Genomic DNA, 15,397 nt, shown 5'->3' with positions numbered 1-15,397 from the left:
CGGTCGACTACCCCGAACTCGACGGAGGAACCGAGCTGGTTACAGCGGCGGAACGATATTCGGTCGCATGGTGCGCGGGTCGCCCTGATCGTGCGCCTTCCACCAGCGCACACCGCCCGCGACGAAATCCTCGAGCGCGATCTGCTCGCCCTGCTTGCCGGTGATCTCGAGGCCCTCGAACCACACCCGCACATCGAGTTCGCGGGGGTCGATGCCCTCTTCCTGGGAGAACTCCAGCATGTGGCCGGCGGTGCCCTCGCTCAGGACGGTGTCGAAGCTGAGCAGTTTGCGCCACTGGGTCCAGGCGCTGTCGCCGAGATCGAGGAAGTCCCAGCCGTGCAGCGCGCCGCCGCCGAAGCTGCTGACCGCGTCGTGCAGGCCGTCCAGCGTGAGCGGCAGCACGACCGGTTCCAGGTCGTCCCAGCGCTGGCGTCGCAGCGAGGCCGCGACCCGGTTGACGCCGGTCAGGGTCAGGTACACATCGCAGTCGTCCGGCGGTGGGCCGTCGACGGGGAGGGTGAGAACGTCGAGCTCCAGCCGTATCGTCGCGGCCGCCGTATCGACGTCGATTCCGAGGCAGGTCGCCTCGGAGAGTGCGGTGTTGAGTCCGGTGATGTCCAGTCCGTCGAGTAGCCCCCTGCTCACAGTCATAGCGCCAGGCTACCGATCTTGCCTGGCCGGACCCAGGATTTCCGTTTTTCGGTAGTGTTGTCGTTTTTTTACGCCGACCCCGGAACCGATACCTGACCAGCGGCGTCAGAGTAGATAGGGCCGCAGATCCGTCGGCTCGTCGGTCGGCCGCTCCGGGGCCTGGAGGGGACTTCCGGATCGGCCGACCAAAAACTTCGTCCCGAAAATCCCCTTCGGCGCGCCTGCGGGCCTCGAGCCTCAACCTGTGGATGAGGTTGTGGATTATGTGGATAACTGCAGCCGAGCTATGCACAACGCGCCCGCAACGGGGTGGACGACAGGCTTCCCCGGACCGGAACGAACCACTGGTTGCGGTATAGAACCGCACGGCTCCCAGCAGCGCGTGGCAGGATCGAAACCGTGACGATGCCCCATGTCCCCTCGGTGCCGATCGACTCCGTGCCCGCGGAATTCGACGCCGCCGAGCCGTGGGCGCCCGCCGAGCCGACCCCGGCTCTGCTGCTCGATGTCCGCGAGGACGACGAATGGCAGCTCGGACACGCGCCCGGCGCCCTGCACATCCCGATGGTCGACGTCCCCGCCCGCATCGACGAACTGGACTACGACGCGGACATCTACGTGATCTGCCGCCAGGGCGGACGCTCGCTGCAGGTCGTTCAATACCTGAACCAGGTCGGGTTCGACGCCGTGAACGTCTCGGGTGGCATGGTGGCCTGGCAGCAGTCGGGCCGCCCCCTCGCCGGCGACGGCGCCGAGCCGAAGATCTACTAGGCCCAGGAAGTTGGAGTCGATGAACGGGGGACGAGTGGCAGACGCGCGATCGGGCTCAGCCGGCGCCGCGCCGGTCGTACAGCCGTGCGCCCGCTGTGGTGCGCGCTGGGCCGTGCAGGGCAAACCGCTGCACTGGTGCCCCCGCTGCCGCGGCGTCCTGTTGTCCCCGGCGCCCGTGGACGCGCCCGCCGAGCGGCGCAACTACCGCTGGGTGGCCCGCCCGCCCGGTCGCCGATCCACCGCGGGCTCCGCGCAACGCCGTCCGGCGAGCCTGGAAACGCCGCGCTACACCCAGATTCCGCGCTGGGGTCTGCGGGACCGCCCGCCGGTCGCGGCCGTCGCGCAGCGGGGCCCGCTGGCCGGCCTCACCGAACGACTTCCGCGCCTGCTGATCGCCACCGCCATCGTGTTCGGCGCCTCCGCGCTGGCCGAACTCGGCCGGTACGGGATCCTGCTGCGCAATCGCACCCGGCTGATTCAGCCGGTGCTGCTGTGGATCTCCGACGCCGCGGTCTACGTCTTCGGATTCGCGGCGCTCGCGCTCGCGCTGGTGAGCGCGGTGGCGCTGGTCGGCTGGCTCGCCGACACCCGCCGGGCCGCGTTCGAGAAAGCCGGTCTGACCGATCCCCGCTCGCTGCGCACGCTCGCGCTCGGATGCCTGGTTCCCGGAGCGAATCTGGTGTGGCCGGGCGTCTTCCTGAGCGAGGCCGCGCGGCTGCGGTCCGATCCGCGCCTGCTGCGCGTGATCCGGATCTGGTGGGCCGCTTGGGTTCTCAACGGTGTGATGGTCGTCGTGGCGCAGCTGTACCGGTTCGCGGATTCGCTGCAGGTGCAGGCCGACGGGGTGTCCTTCGCCCTGCTGACCGACCTGGCCGCCGCGGGCCTCGCGGTGCTCTCACTGTGGCTGGTGCGCGCCTTCGCCGGTCTCGACGTGCTCGGACGCGAGGAGACCGTCTCGCGCTGGGTCATCGCGACCAGTCCCGCCGAGGCCGTCATCCAGCCCGTCCGGCCCGGTGGGGGTGCACCCGAATCGGCTGCCGCGGACCGAGTGTCGCCCACCGCCGAGCCCGCGTCGCCCGCTGCCGACCGCGCGTCGGACCGAGCCGTCGGGAATGATGAGGCGACCACATCGAATCTGGAGAACGCGGAGGTATTGCCGAAGTGAGCCGGGACAGTCGCGCGCCGTTCGTGGTCGCGCACCGGGGAGCGTCGGCGGCGCGACCCGAACACACCCTCGCCGCATACGATCTCGCGCTGCAGGAGGGCGCGGACGGTGTCGAATGCGATATCCGGCTGACCAAGGACGGCCACCTGGTGTGCGTGCACGACCGCACGGTGGATCGCACCTCCAACGGTACCGGCGCGGTCAGCGAGATGACTCTCGACGAGCTGAGGGACCTGGACTTCGGCATGGACAGCGGTGAGCCCGCCACGGTGCTCACCCTGGCCGAACTCATCGAGCTGGTGCTGGACTGGAAGAGCCGTCCCACCAAGCTCTTCATCGAGACCAAGCATCCGGTCCGCTACGGCGCGATGGTGGAAACCAGTCTGCTGAGCGAACTTCAGCGCTACGGCATCGCCGCACCCGCCTCCGCCGATCATTCGCGCGCGGTGGTCATGTCCTTCGCCGCGACCGCGGTCTGGCGGATCCGCCGGGCGGCGCCCCTGCTGCCGACCGTCCTGCTCGGTGAATCCTCGCTCTACCTCTCGGGCGGCGCGGCCACCACCGTGGGCGCCACCGCGATCGGCCCCGGCGTGCGCACCCTGCGCGAACACCCCGACCTGGTCGACAAGGCCGCCGCGGCGGGCCGCGCCACCTACGTCTGGACCGTCGACGATCCCGAGGATGTGCGCCTGTGCGCCGATCTCGGCGTCAGCTGGGTCGCGACGAATCTGCCGGGCCGGACCAAGACCCTGCTCGGCGAGGCGTAGCCCGCCGCACCCCGGGACAGTGCGCCAGATCTCGGCGCATCCGGGCCGCCCTGTAGTTTTGCCGTCCATGGGTAAGAGCAAGCGCAACAGTCCCAAGCCGGACAGCAATCGCGCGCAGAAGCTGGCCGATCGCCGGGCCGCACAGGAGCAGGCCGCGCAGGTTGTGACGCGCCCGTTCGAGGGTTTGGCCGCGGAGTGCGATCTGGTCGCGCTGCGGGAGTTCGTGCCGTCCGCGACCGCGACGCTGAAGCTGTCGCCGAGTGTCGCCGCCGAGCGTGCGGTCACGCTCGCCACCGTGCTTCCGGGCGCGGTCGCCGCGCTGGTGCGCGCCGGGGACGAGCCGATCGGATTCGTCGGCACGCAGGTGCAGCATCAGGGCGCGGACCCGGCCGCCGATCTGGCCGCCGCCATTCTGTGGACCCAGTCCGCCGAGCCGGGCGAGTCGCTGGCCGGTTCCAGCGCCGAGGGCACACCGACCCTCGCGGACGTGCTGGAGCCGGGCGCGGCCCTGGATCTGACCGTGCACCAGGACTTCAACTGGTGGGTGCCCGAGGGCGTGACCCCGGACGCGCAGGTGGCCGCCACCATCGAGCAGGCGAACCAGGCGATCATGCCGTCGGCGCGCCTGTCGCTGGGCGCGGACGCGATCGGCGCGGCCTGGTGGGTGGACGCGGGCGAGAAGGCGCACATCCGCTGGGTGCGTCCCGAGGACGAGGATCAGCTGATGCTGGCGCTGGCGCGGCTGCACGCGGCCGGAACGCTGCACCTGGGCGAGGATTCGCGTTTCGCGGGGTCGTTCCGCACGCACGGTCTGCTGGTGCCGGTCTTCGATCTGGATCCGGAGAAGCACGCCACCGAGTGGGAGGCGCCGGCTCGTGAGCTCGGTGCTCGCCTGGCGGAGGCGCTGGCGTCGGACGTTCCCCTGACTTCCGATGAGCGCCGGTCCCGTGACGGGCTCCGGTCGCGCCAGGTAACCCTGCGCTGACCGGGTGATCTCGGGTCGTTCGCCGGATGGTTTCAGGCCACCGGCGGGCGGCCCGATTTTTTTACCGGAAGATTTTTCTGAAAAACCAACATTTTCGAAGACGGGCTCGGTTACGTTCTCTGCACACCCCGAAATCGCGGGGAAAAGTTAGATGAGGAGAACACCATGGACGCCATTCTCGCCCTGATCAAGTCCCTTTTCAGCAGCATCTCCGCCAAGTAATCGCGGGCGCATCGATAAACACGACAGGCCCGGTCCAGCGCAAGGGACCGGGCCTGTCGTGATCGAAATGCATTGCTCGAAAAGTACGGCGGTTATCGAAAGCCGTGCCGATCCGAAGCGAATTACAGCGAGCCGCCCGCCGCATGCGGTGCGCCCGAGGCATCCTTCGGGGAACTCATCTCGCGCGAGACGAAGTTCTCCAGGTCGAACATGTTGGCGCTGGCCCGCTCGGCGACGGTGAGGAGGGTCTTCATGGTCGCCACCTCCTCGACCTGCTCCTTCAGGAACCACTGCATGAACTGCTCGCCCTGGTAGTCGCCCTCTTCGCGAGCGGACTTGGCGAGCTGCACGATCTGCTCGGTGACGAGCTGCTCCTGCGCCAGAGCCAGCGCGATCGGCTCCTTGGCATTGGAGAATTCCGACTTCGCCGAATCGATTCCCGGCATCTCGACATTGATGTCCTGATCGAGGAGGTACCGCGCGATCATCATCGCGTGATTGCGCTCTTCGACGGCCTGCTTGTAGAAATACTTCGACAGGACCGGAAGATCGGCGTGATCGAACCAAGTCGCAACCGCGATGTACTGGTGCTCCGCATTGAATTCGTTGCGGATCTGATCCTGCAGCAGCCCATGGAACTTGCTGCGCTTGGTCTGGGTTTGTGAGGACATGGCGATGACATTAGCCCTGGTCATGTGGCGTGTCATCCAAGTACAACCTTATTGAGTATTGCCTAAATGAGGCAAGTATTGCCTAATTTGCGGTGAACGCGAGCCGTCCGCCGGCCTCGCTAATTGCCGACGGTGGTGATCAGATCCGCCGGTATCTGCTGATCAGCGGCCAGCGCGTCGAAGAATCGCCCCGCGCGCTCCTTGTCCCAGAGCAGGACGTTGCCGCTGCCGTCGACGTCCTCGAAGCCTCCGACCGGCACCGTCGTGGCGACCTGATCGCCGCCCATCGCGCGTCCGAGCGACACCAGATTCCACACGTGCACGCCGTTGTCGACTTTCAGCGCCTTGGTCGCGTTCTGCAGCAGCGGCACGGATCGGAACGGATTGATCAGCGTCCACGGGCTCGACACCTGCTTCAGCAGCGCGCTGAGGAACTTGCGCTGATTCAGCATGCGATCCAGGTCGGCGCGCGCGAAGGCGCGCGAACGCACGAATCCGAGTGCGTTCTTTCCGTTCAGATGCTGGCAGCCGGCGGGCAGATCGATTCCGGCCAGCGGATCGTCCATCGCCTCGTCCAGGCACATGTCGATCCCGCCGACCGCGTCGACGATGTTCGCGAAGCCGCCGAATCCGATCTGCGCGTAATGATCGACGCGCAGTCCGGTCGCGCCCTCGACGGTCTGCACCAGCAACTGCGGGCCGCCGAAGGCGAAGGACGCGTTGAGTTTGTCCTTGCCGTGGCCCGGAATGCTGACGTACGAGTCGCGCGGCAGGCTGACCAGCGTCGGCTTACCGGACTTGGGAATGTGCACCAGGATGATGGTGTCGGTCCGCTCGGAGCCGACCTCGCCACCGGTGGAGAGCTCCTGCTCCTGGTCCGAGGAGAGCCCGGCCCGGCTGTCGGAGCCGACCAAGAGCCAATTGGTTCCGGGCGTGTCGCTCGGGCGGCCGGTATACGAGGTCAGGGCGTCGATGCGCTCGAGGTGGGTGTCCACATAGGCCGCCGCCGCGATGGGCAACACCAGCAGGATCAGCACCAGCGCGGTGAACCAGCGGAACCAGTGCCGCTTCTTCTTCGGGCGTGGCGCGCGCGGCGGACGGTCCTCGCCACGGCTGCGGCGTTTCGGGGGCAGTGCGGGCGGGGGCGGTGTGCCGCCCTGTCGATCGGGCGGTGTGCCGCTCTCGCGATAGGGGACCGGTTTCTGTGTGGGCGCGTGCGACTGCGGCGCGCCCGCTCGGCTCCGATCCGATTGCGGCCGTTCGGGATTGCGTGGATCGCTCCGCGGGTACGCGCGTTCCTGCGGGGATTGCCCACGGTCGCGCGCGGGCGTGCCGTTCGGGTTCTTGGTGGTGCGGGCCTCGGACCAGGCCAGAGCGGGCCCGGGCTCGTCGCGTCGCACCTTGCGGGTGGGGCCGTCGCGGTCAGGTTCCTGGCGGGGCGGCTGGGCGCGTGGTCCGGGCGGCTGTGCGCGCGGCGGCTGCGGCCGTTGCGACTGGCCGGGTCGTGGTTGGGGTTCCTGACCACGTGGCGGCTGCGGGCGTTGCGGTTGCCCGGGATTCGCTCGTGGCGGCTGCCCGGGATTGCCACGGGGAGGTTGCCCCGCGTTACCGCGTGGCTGTGGGGGATTACCGCGCGGCGGTTGTGCGGGATTGCCGCGATGCGGCTCGGCCGGATTACCGCGTGGCTGTGAGGAATTGCCGCGTGGCTGTGGGGAATTACCGCGTGGCTGTGGAGGATTGCCGCGTGGCGGTTGCGGACGGGCGGGAGGCTCGTCTCGCCCGGCAGGCGGCGGCTCCCGGCGCATCCGTGCAAAGTGCTGGGGGTCGTCGCCGTTCATCACCAGAAACTCTACTGATTCATCTCCCCGAAAGGTTCATATCGATCCCGTCACGGCAGCCATGAGACATGTCCGCGCAGGATCGTGTAGCCCACATAGGCCACCGTGTCGATGAGCGCGTGGGCCAGCAGTAGCGGCCACAACCGGCCGGTGCGCTGCCAATATCGCCCGAATACCACTCCCATCACCAGGTTTCCGACTCCGCCGCCGAGTCCCTGATACAGGTGGTAACTGCCGCGCAGCAGCGCCGAGGCCAGCAGCGATCGGTTCTCCGACCAGCCCAGCGCCCGCAATCGTGAGATCAGATAGGCGACCACCAGGATTTCCTCGGCCGCCGAATTCGCCCAGGCCGAGAGCACCAGCACCGGCAGTCGCCACCAGTGTTCGAGCGAGCTGGGCACGATCGTGACGCTGACCCCCAGCGCGTGTGCCACCAGATACAGTGCCAGCCCGGGGATTCCGATCACCGCCGCCAGCGCGAGTCCCGGCAGCACGTCCTCCCGCCATCGCAGGCGCCGGACCAGCCCGATGGCCCTGGGTGCGATCCCGCTGCGCCACAGCAGGTAGAGCCCCAGCGCCGCCCAGCCCAACAGCCTTGCGACGCTCAACAATTGGAAGAGCAGATCGATGGTCGACTGCGCGGCGCGGGACGGGTTCAGCGCCACGGTCTGCCCGCCGACCCCGCCCGGGGCGAGCGCGCTCTCCAGCAGCGACAGTGCCGCATTGGCCCCGCTCAGCCCGAATGTGACGACCAGCACGATGCCGATCTCGATCCGGATCGCCCGCCGCTCCGCCTGCGAGGCGGCGGGCGCGGGCCACACGGGAGAGGGTTCAGCAGCCGAGACCATGCCGCCAATCTATGCGGATCCAGGCCCCTGGACTCGCCGAGGCGGTCTTTCGCCTCAGCTGCGATGCGCCTTGTCGTGGAAGGAGGCTCCGGCCAGGGTCTGCACGGCGCGGCTCAGCGATTCGATGTCGTCGGCGGGTGCGTGGAACGGCAGGCGGATGTCGTGATCGGCCTCGATGCCCTCGACGCGCAGGGTGACCCCGTAGCGGTCGATGGCGAGCGGGTGGATGAGCGCGCCGCGGCGCAGGCCGGGCGGCAGGTGGCGAGCCAGCTGGTCGATGACATCGGCGTGGTCGGCGTGCAGATGCTGCAGCCAGGCCGCCTCGAGTGCGCAGAACGGATCGGGGCGAGTCTGCCGAAGTTGTTCGCGGGTCACCGAATCCGCGCCGGAGGTGTCCGCGACGACAGCGGAGTCGACGACCAGGCGCAGCAGGGTGGCGCTGTGCCCGATGTCGAGCAGCGCCGGATGCGGATGGTCCTCGGCGACGGCGGTGGCCAGTGCGCGCTGAGCGTGCGGGGGTACCGCGTGCACCCAGCCGCGCAGCCACACCAGGGCGCGGACGGGTTCGCGCAGCGGCAGCGGCGCGTGATCGGTGAGTTCGATGACGGCGGGCGAGCCGCTCGCGCCGCAGCCCTTGACCAGCGCGGTGGCGGTCGAGTTCGTGGGTACGGCCACCACGATGTCGCCGCACTGCCGCAGCAGATGCACCGAGGTCGGTACGGGGTCGAGGCCGGGCAGCGCCAATACCGCGCTCTCGGCGTGCGCACAGGCGCTGTGCACGCGTTCGCCGGTATTGGGTGTGACGACGGGGGCCGTGTGGGCCATACGTACCTCCGATTGGAATTAGGTAAACCTAAGCTAAGTCAGAGTGTGATCCAGCGCAACCCATCCGCTCACCTACGGTGAAACCCGTGCCGCACGATTCCGCCCCCGCCAACGAGCCGGTCATGCTGTCCCTGACCGTGCCCGCCGCCTCGGTCAGCCGTGGCCTGACCGCCGGTCTGGTCCGCCCTACCAGCCCGGATCCCGGCACCGCCGAGATCCTCGACCTCACCGCCGACGACGAAGCCGTCTCGGAATTCCTGGTTCGAATCGTCCACTCCGACAGCGGTTTCGTCGCCCGCACCGATTCCGCCCCCCGCGCCCTGGCCATCATCGCGGCCACGGTCGCGGCCCTCTGCGGCGAAGACATCCGCACCGCCCTCACCACCCCCGATCTCCCGTTCCTGAAGGGCCTCACCCAGCCCGCGGTGGAAGCCTTCCGCGACGTCCTGCTCGCCATCGAATCCGAAACCCCCGACGCCATCACCGAATCCCTGACCTGCCTGTCGAACTGACAGCACGCCGCACCCGAGCGGGGAACGCCGCGTACCCGGCGACGCCGAGCTGAAAGTGTCCGGGCCCGAGAGTTTTCGCCGGTAGACGAGCGGCCTCGGCGTCCACAGCGTGAGTCGTGGAGTACGTGTTCGTCCGCGACGCGGCCTTCTGATCGAACTCGACCCCAGGACCGCCGGAGCCCCTGCCGCGCGTCCGTCGCGGACCGCCCGGCCGCCTTCGTTCCGGTACGGCGTCACCCTCGACCCTCACCGGCGGGTTCGAACGCATCGGGCAGGCCGAACAGACCCGAGGTGAACTGGGCAGGGCCCTCAGTGAATTCATCGGCACCACGGGCAGGCGGTCGAACAGTCCCGCTCGGAACTCGGTGCGCACCGTCGCACGCCGCGCTACGCCGGGAGCCGGGTGCGTGATCCGGCAGGGTCGGTTGTGGCCGTCGTGACCCGTTCCGATCAGGGCGGCGTGTGGTGTCGCACTGTTTGCTGGGAGCGGGCTGGGGCATATTCGGAGAATGGAATGCGATCGACATCGTTCGGCCGGTGCGCGGAGCCGAGGGTGTGGGAGGTCGGGCGGCGAGAGTCCTCGCCGGGCCGGGGTGACCGATGTTCGTGTCGAACAGGAGGCGTCGTGAGCGAGGATCGGAACACGAATCGCGGGATGTCCGCCGACGACGGCTGGAGCCCCGGCGAGCGGTGGGCGACCTATCGCCGAGGCGGGCTGCTGCGTTCACCGAAAGGTGTTGGCAAGATAGATCTTTGGCTGGCCGACCACAGCGCGCGGATGCGCCCCTCGGACCTCGATCCGATCCTGCGGGCGGTGACGGTCAGCGCGAACCACAGCCGATTGTGGATGGCCGCGGGCGCACTGCTGGCGTTGACCGGCGGCAGGCGCGGGCGACGAGCCGCCGCCCGTGGACTCGGGTCGGTGCTGTTGACCAGCGCGGTCGCGAATGGTGTTGCGAAGCCGTTGTTTCCGCGCCGCCGCCCACCCGCGGACGCGGTGCCGGTGGTGCGCCGCCTGAGCCGTCGGCCGGTGTCCTCGTCGTTCCCGTCCGGGCATGCGGCCTCCGCCGCGGCGTTCGCGACAGGTGTCGGGGTGGAGTTCCCGGCGGCCGGGCTCGCGGTGGCCCCGCTGGCGGCCGCGGTCGGATACTCGCGTGTGCACGTCGGTGTGCACTGGCCGTCGGATGTCCTGGTCGGCAGCCTGATGGGCGCTGCGGTCGGGTTGGCGACCCGGCGCTGGTGGCCGGTGGCGGACGATTCACCCGCGGTGCCGCCGCAGGAGTGGCCGGTGGCGCACGTGCCCGACGGCAAAGGCATGGTGCTGGTGGTCAATCCGAACTCCGGCAGCGGCAGCCGACTGCCGGAGACGGTGCGCGCCAAGCTGAGCCGGGCCGTGGTGCTCGAGGTCGACGACGGGGATCTGGCCGCGCGTATCCACCGGGCCGTCCACGAGGAGGACGCGGTCGCGCTCGGCGTGGTGGGCGGTGACGGCACGGTGTCCACGGTGGCGGAGGCGGCGGTCGGGCTCGGTCTGCCGCTGGCGGTGTTCGCGGGTGGGACGCTGAACCATTTCGCCCGGGATGTGGGCGTCGAGGATCCGCGGTGCGCGTTCGCCGCGCTCGATTCCGGGGTGGCCGTGGCCGTGGACACCGCGCGGGTGCGCTGTGACGGCCGCGAACAGGTGTTCGTGAACACCGCCAGCCTCGGCGGCTATCCCGATTTCGTGCGCATGCGGGAGCAGTGGGAATCGCGGATCGGCAAATGGCCGGCCGCCGCACTGGCCCTGGCCCGGGTGCTGCGCCGGGCCGAACCGGTGCACGTCACCATCGACGGAACCCCCGAAGAGGTATGGCTGTTCTTCGCGGGCAACGGCACCTACAGTCCGCCCGACCACCTCCCGATCACCCGAACCGCCCTGACCGGTGGCGACCTGGACGTCCGCTACCTGCGCGCCGACGTCCGCTGGTCCCGCGCCCGCCTGGCCTGGGCCGCCGCCACCGGCACCCTGCACACCTGCCCCGCCTACGTCCGCCGCCGAGTCCGAACCCTCGACGTCGCGGTCCTGGCCGCCCCCGTCTCCCTCGCCCTGGACGGCGAGGTCGCCGCCCAGGCCACCCACTTCTCCTTCACCGGCGAACCGTCCGCCCTGCACGTCTACCGCTGCGATCGCTGAGAAGAACGACCGCATCCGGACCGATCCGGAGGTAGCGGGCGGTCTCGGGCTGGGTCCGGCACCGAGTGTTCACCCGCCCGGACGTGTCGGGTCACCGGTAGTCGGCCAAAGCGGGGAGTGACTCCGCGCACGCAAGTAATGTCGTAATCGTGCCGCGCATCGCCTACTTCGGGCCGTCGGGAACCTTCACCGAGATGGCCCTCGCGAAACTGGAGTCCACCGGAGTCATCGGTGGACCGGTGAAGCGTGTCCCCGCCCCGAGTCAGGGCGCCGCGATCGAACTCGTGCGGACCGGGTCGGTCGAGGGTGCGGTGGTCCCGATCGAGAGTTCGGTGGAGGGGTCGATCGCCCCGACCCTGGACGCGCTGGCGGTCGGTCCGCGTTTGCAGATCGTCGCCGAGACCGATCTGGACGTGGCGTTCACGATCCTGGGCCGCTCGGGTGTCGCCCTGGCCGATGTCCGCCGGATCGCGGCGTATCCGGTGGCGGCCGCGCAGGTGCGCCTGTGGCTGGCGAAGCACATGCCGGACGCCGAGATGTTCGTCTCGGCCTCCAATGCCGCCGCGGCGGAGGACGTGATAGCCGGACATGCCGACGCCGCCGTCTCCACCGCGCTGGCGGGGGAGCGGCTCGGGCTCGAGGCGCTGGCCGAGGGAGTCGCCGACCACGATCGGGCGCTGACCCGTTTCGTGCTGGTCACCCCGCCGCGCCCGGCCCCGCCGCGCACCGGCGCCGACCGCACCTCCATCGTGCTGGAACTGGCCAACGAGCCCGGTTCGCTCATGCGCGCGTTCGCCGAATTCGCCACCCGCGGAATCGATCTGACCCGCATCGAATCGCGTCCCACGCGCACCGGCATGGGCACGTACCGCTTCTACCTGGACTGTGTCGGTCACATCGACGACACCGCGGTCGCCGAGGCGTTGAAAGCCCTGCACCGCACCGCCGGACGCATTCGTTTCCTCGGTTCCTGGCCCGCCCTGTCCGCGACGGGCACCCCGCCCCCGCCCGACGAACCGGCGGCGGCCTGGCTGGCCGATGTGAAGAAGGGGGTCGCCGACCTGTGACGGGCAAACTCATCCTGGTGCGGCACGGCGAGACCGAAGGCAATGTGGCCAAGCTCCTGGACACCCGCCTACCCGGACTTCCGCTCACCGAACGCGGTGCGGCACAGGCGAAGAACTTCGGCGCGAACCTGGTCGGCGCACCGCAGCGGCTGTTCTCCTCGGCTGCCCTGCGCGCCCGCCAGACCGGCGGCTACATCGAGGCCGCCACCGGCGTCCCGCTCGAGGTGCTCGAGGATCTGCAGGAGGTGCAGCTCGGCGATCTCGAGGGCCTCAACACCGCCGACGCCCACCACACCTTCCAGGACATCTACCACGCCTGGCATTTCGGTGACCTGAGCCTGCGCGTCCCGGGCGGCGAATCCGGCCACGACGTCCTCGAGCGCTACGTCCCCACCCTCGAGCGACTACGCACCGACTATCTCTCCGCTCCCGACGCGGCGGACATCATCCTGGTCAGCCACGGCGCTGCCATGCGTCTGGTCTCCCGTGAACTCACCGACGTGCCGAGAGCTTTCGCCGCCAACAACCACCTCGACAACACCGACACCATCGAGCTCCTGCCCCTCCCCGGCGGCCGCTGGGAATGCACCAGATGGGGCAGCTACGTCCCGCCGTTCGCCAAGGACATCGACCCCACCGGCGACGACCCGATGGGCTGACCGCGCTCCTCTGATCGGCAACAGCCACCGACGCGTCTCAGCGGCGACGGCTCGCGGATGATTCACGTGTCCGGCAAGGGGGTGCCCCGTGGGCATGAAACGCACGGCGAACCCTGGCACCCAGGGTGATTCAGGAGTCCAGCACTCCGGCCCGGCGGACTACCGCGGCGAATTCTCCCCACCTATGCCCCTGCGAGCGAGCACGCGATCACCGGTCATCGCGGTCGGTCGACGTCAGGAAAGGGTTGCCGCAGCGGCAGGGACGCGATGAGCTTCTGTAGCGCGGCGCGCAGCCGGGCGGGCGTCCCACCCGTCAGCGAGGTCCATTCGGTGCCGTCCTCGGCGAGGCTCGACCCGGCCAGTAGTCGACCGTGGCGGGTGTCGAAGACGGCGAGGTGATCCCCGACCCGGGTGCGGATGCCGTCGCCGTACGCGATCCCGACGATCTCCGCGTGCGAATCGATCCGAACCAGCGCCGCGGCAAGGGTTTTCGCGTCGCGCGCGGGCGTGCAGACCTGCTCGAGACGAGCGGCGGTGCTCGTCACGTCACCCGCATTGTCGAAGATCGGCGTCAATTCCGCGGTGGGAGCGTTCATTGCGTCGATGGCGAGCGCGTCGACGGTGCCCAGCGCGGCGAGAACATTGCCGGGCAGATCGTGCCCGGCCTCGTCGATGACGTAGGAGGCGTTGCCGCGCAGCGCGATCACCTCGAGCGTGCCTGACTCGCTGCCGGGATCCTCGGCCTTCGCGACGCAGAGCCGATTGACCTGGTCCCGTACATACCAGCGCAGCGCCACCACCCAGTGCGGCCGATACAGGGCGAGCAGCCGGGCCGCCAGCTCCGGATGCACGATGTCGCCGTCGAGCAGTTCACGATCGGCGAGAGCGGCGGCCGCGGCGATCATGGCCGAATCGTGCTCGGCGGCATTGTCATAGCGCCCCATGGCATCGAGCACCACGGGCAGCTCATCGAACCCCAGCCTCTCCTGGAGATACTGCATCTCGTCCAGCGACAGAGTGACCGCCCCCAGCAGGGACGGCCCGCGACCGGCGCCGAGGACCGTCACCGCTCGTCCGCGGGATCGCCGCCGATGACAGCGGGCGCGAGGGAACGACCGTCCGCGAAGTGCTCCGCCGACCGCCCGTAGTCGTGACCGTGATGGCTCTCGTCCTCGTCGCGGGCGCCGGTCAGCGGTCGCGAGGTCCCGGCCGGGCGGGTGGGCGCGACGCCCTGTGCACCGGAGGCCGGGTTCACCGGTTCGGCGACCGGCCCGACAGTCGTTGCGCCGCTGCCGGTTCCGGCCCCGCTGCCCCATCCCTCGGGGAGTTTCAGTGTGCCGCCGCCGTTTCCGATGCTCACGGCTCCGCCGCCGCTCCCGATGCCGAACGACACGGCCCGGGTACTCATTGCCGCACCACCCGCCGCCACCCCGGCCTCGGTCACCACGGGCACCGGATTCCCGCCTGGCGCCATCGGATTCAACACGTCGGCCACACCGGTGAGCGCACTCCCCGCGACATTCCCGACACTGCTCGCACCCGTGGTGACCACGGTCCCCGCCACCTGCGCACCGTGGGACAGCGCGTCGAGCACCGCCGGATTGTCGGCGAGCGCCGCTGCCGTCCCGAGCGCCCCCTGAATCGGATCACCGCCGTCGCCGAACGCGTCCGCCCCGGCATCGGCGCTCCCGGCCCCCATGGCGATCGCCGGCGGCATAGCGAATTCGTTCGGCGTCGCGTACATGAGGCTGGTCGCGGCCTCATAGGTCTCCATGACCAGGGCGGCCCGAATGTCCAGCGCCAGTTTGGCCGCCTCGGCCGCCTCGGCGGAGCCGTTCAGCGCGCCACCGGTGGAATGCGCTGCCACCCGCGCGGTTTCGACGAGAGCAATCTCGGGCAGGCTCGGCATGGCGATGGACGCCACCGTATAGGCGATGGCGTTCCCGGCCGCCTTGCCCGCCATGACCGCGGACATGACGCCCTGCTGCTCGGCCCACGCGGTGAACCCGCCCAGCCGCGCCAGCACAGTGAGCCCGTTCACGCCCTGCAGCCCGACCCCGACCTCGGCCATGACCCGCGCTAGGGTCGCGGTCGCCTCCACCCACACCCCGGTGAGCGCTCCCCACGCGGTCCCGGCCGCGAAGATCGGAACCGCGTGCGCCCCGGCATTGAGCGTGATCGAGTTGACCTCGGCCATGCGGGGGAGCCAGAAAACCCCGGTGATTCCCAGCGTCATTCGAGTG

15 protein-coding genes are annotated in these 15,397 nt (G+C 69.6%); 8 read left to right on the top strand and 7 right to left on the bottom strand.

Features of this window, described 5'->3' with window-relative positions; translation table 11 throughout:
- Positions 1-39: 39 nt before the first annotated feature.
- On the bottom strand, positions 40-651 hold the full coding sequence (locus NJ1_RS20100) for a hypothetical protein (RefSeq protein WP_067696563.1): 612 nt from the start codon (positions 649-651) through the stop codon (positions 40-42).
- Between the two features lie 399 nt (positions 652-1,050).
- On the opposite strand from NJ1_RS20100, the gene NJ1_RS20095 reads away from it, so the two are divergent.
- The 4 genes from NJ1_RS20095 (at position 1,051) to NJ1_RS20080 (ending at position 4,339) form a co-directional block, all read left to right on the top strand.
- Positions 1,051-1,422: a rhodanese-like domain-containing protein gene (locus NJ1_RS20095; protein WP_245717481.1), complete on the top strand. Its 372-nt coding sequence runs from the start codon at positions 1,051-1,053 to the stop codon at positions 1,420-1,422.
- Between the two features lie 34 nt (positions 1,423-1,456).
- Positions 1,457-2,587 (top strand): DUF4328 domain-containing protein, encoded by a 1,131-nt coding sequence (locus tag NJ1_RS20090; protein ID WP_245717480.1) that lies wholly within the window; start codon positions 1,457-1,459, stop codon positions 2,585-2,587.
- On the top strand, positions 2,584-3,354 hold the full coding sequence (locus NJ1_RS20085; RefSeq protein WP_067696558.1) for a glycerophosphodiester phosphodiesterase: 771 nt from the start codon (positions 2,584-2,586) through the stop codon (positions 3,352-3,354). Before NJ1_RS20090 ends, NJ1_RS20085 begins: the two co-directional genes overlap by 4 nt.
- A gap of 67 nt (positions 3,355-3,421) precedes the next feature.
- Positions 3,422-4,339: a DUF5926 family protein gene (locus NJ1_RS20080; RefSeq protein WP_067696556.1), complete on the top strand. Its 918-nt coding sequence runs from the start codon at positions 3,422-3,424 to the stop codon at positions 4,337-4,339.
- A gap of 344 nt (positions 4,340-4,683) precedes the next feature.
- Here NJ1_RS20080 and NJ1_RS20075 read toward each other — a convergent pair whose 3' ends face one another.
- The 4 genes from NJ1_RS20075 to NJ1_RS20060 form a co-directional block, all read right to left on the bottom strand.
- Positions 4,684-5,232 carry a ferritin gene (locus NJ1_RS20075; RefSeq protein WP_067696551.1) on the bottom strand — a complete coding sequence of 183 codons (549 nt, stop codon included), beginning with the start codon at positions 5,230-5,232 and terminating at the stop codon, positions 4,684-4,686.
- A 119-nt stretch (positions 5,233-5,351) separates the two neighbouring features.
- Positions 5,352-6,632, bottom strand: coding sequence for an LCP family protein (locus NJ1_RS38260; protein ID WP_245717479.1), 1,281 nt, complete (start codon positions 6,630-6,632; stop codon positions 5,352-5,354).
- Positions 6,633-7,120: 488 nt separating this feature from the next.
- Positions 7,121-7,918 carry a CPBP family intramembrane glutamic endopeptidase gene (locus NJ1_RS20065; RefSeq protein ID WP_067696547.1) on the bottom strand — a complete coding sequence of 266 codons (798 nt, stop codon included), beginning with the start codon at positions 7,916-7,918 and terminating at the stop codon, positions 7,121-7,123.
- A gap of 54 nt (positions 7,919-7,972) precedes the next feature.
- Positions 7,973-8,743: a DUF2470 domain-containing protein gene (locus NJ1_RS20060; RefSeq protein WP_067696544.1), complete on the bottom strand. Its 771-nt coding sequence runs from the start codon at positions 8,741-8,743 to the stop codon at positions 7,973-7,975.
- Positions 8,744-8,829: 86 nt separating this feature from the next.
- Between NJ1_RS20060 and NJ1_RS20055 the strand changes: the two genes are divergently transcribed.
- The 4 genes from NJ1_RS20055 (at position 8,830) to NJ1_RS20040 (ending at position 13,154) form a co-directional block, all read left to right on the top strand.
- Positions 8,830-9,255, top strand: a complete 426-nt coding sequence (locus tag NJ1_RS20055; RefSeq protein WP_067696806.1) for a hypothetical protein — start codon at positions 8,830-8,832, stop codon at positions 9,253-9,255.
- A gap of 625 nt (positions 9,256-9,880) precedes the next feature.
- Positions 9,881-11,428, top strand: a complete 1,548-nt coding sequence (locus NJ1_RS20050) for a bifunctional phosphatase PAP2/diacylglycerol kinase family protein (protein ID WP_245717478.1) — start codon at positions 9,881-9,883, stop codon at positions 11,426-11,428.
- Positions 11,429-11,577: 149 nt separating this feature from the next.
- Entirely contained in the window at positions 11,578-12,495 is a 918-nt protein-coding gene (gene pheA / locus NJ1_RS20045) for a prephenate dehydratase (RefSeq protein ID WP_067696542.1), read from the top strand.
- On the top strand, positions 12,492-13,154 hold the full coding sequence (locus NJ1_RS20040) for a histidine phosphatase family protein (protein ID WP_067696539.1): 663 nt from the start codon (positions 12,492-12,494) through the stop codon (positions 13,152-13,154). Before pheA ends, NJ1_RS20040 begins: the two co-directional genes overlap by 4 nt.
- Before the next feature lie 215 nt (positions 13,155-13,369).
- On the opposite strand, the gene NJ1_RS20035 is transcribed toward NJ1_RS20040, so the two are convergent.
- A complete protein-coding gene (locus NJ1_RS20035; RefSeq protein WP_067696536.1) occupies positions 13,370-14,221 on the bottom strand; it encodes an ESX secretion-associated protein EspG in 852 nt (283 codons plus the stop codon).
- A complete protein-coding gene (locus NJ1_RS20030; protein ID WP_067696533.1) occupies positions 14,218-15,390 on the bottom strand; it encodes a PPE domain-containing protein in 1,173 nt (390 codons plus the stop codon). The genes NJ1_RS20035 and NJ1_RS20030 overlap by 4 nt, the downstream gene beginning before the upstream one ends.
- Positions 15,391-15,397 lie beyond the last annotated feature (7 nt).

The sequence above is a fragment of the Nocardia jejuensis NBRC 103114 genome (assembly GCF_001613145.1).
GTDB lineage: Bacteria > Actinomycetota > Actinomycetes > Mycobacteriales > Mycobacteriaceae > Nocardia > Nocardia jejuensis.
This window is presented reverse-complemented; position numbering and strand designations above follow the sequence as displayed.